This is a genomic window from Endozoicomonas atrinae (assembly GCF_001647025.1).
Taxonomy (GTDB): Bacteria; Pseudomonadota; Gammaproteobacteria; order Pseudomonadales; family Endozoicomonadaceae; genus Endozoicomonas; species Endozoicomonas atrinae.
In genome coordinates this window covers 1-778 of the sequence record NZ_LUKQ02000673.1, presented here as the reverse complement: position 1 = coordinate 778, position 778 = coordinate 1, and the positions used below count along the sequence as shown (strand labels likewise).

Annotated in this window: 1 protein-coding gene; it reads right to left on the bottom strand. The window is 60.7% G+C overall.

Annotated elements, in window-relative coordinates; all coding sequences use genetic code 11:
- Positions 1–778: VCBS domain-containing protein (locus AK963_RS29965; RefSeq protein WP_202969954.1), on the bottom strand; the 778-nt coding region annotated here is incomplete at both ends.

The following is a 778-nucleotide window of genomic DNA, read 5'->3' as shown; positions in this document are numbered from 1 at the left end:
TGGTGGTGTTTTCACCGGTGCCGCCATCCACAATCTCGGTCACCGCGCCGGTGACATCGGTGGCTGCAGTAATGGTCGGTACATCATTGGTGCCGGTGATGGTCACCGTCACCTGCTGATCCACGGTGCCGCCGTTGCCATCGTTGACCGTGATGGTGTAGGTCTGGGTCAGCACCTGACCCGCGGCCAGGTCATCAATATCGGCATCGGGCACCGTGAAGGTCCAGTCCACCTGGCCGGTACCGTCGCCGGTGGTGTTGTTGCTGACCGTTGGCGTAAAGGAGCCCAGGTACCCGCTGGTGTCGGAGGTGACACTGACGGTCTGCACATCGGTCAGGTCCACATCCGCAATGGCAAAGGAACCACTGTCGGATAATATGGTGGTGTTTTCACCGGTGCCACCATCCACAATCTCGGTCACCGCGCCAGTGACATCGGTGGCCGCAGTAATGGTCGGTACATCATTGGTGCCGGTGATGGTCACCGTCACCTGCTGATCCACGGTGCCGCCGTTGCCATCGTTGACCGTGACGGTGTAGGTCTGGGTCAGCACCTGACCCGCGGCCAGGTCATCAATATCGGCATCGGGCACCGTGAAGGTCCAGTCCACCTGGCCGGTACCGTCGCCGGTGGTGTTGTTGCTGACCGTTGGGGTAAAGGAGCCCAGGTACCCGGTGGTGTCGGAGGTGACACTGACGGTCTGGACATCGGTGAGGTCCACATCCGCAATGGCAAAGGAACCACTGTCGGATAATGTGGTGGTGTTTTCACCGGTGCC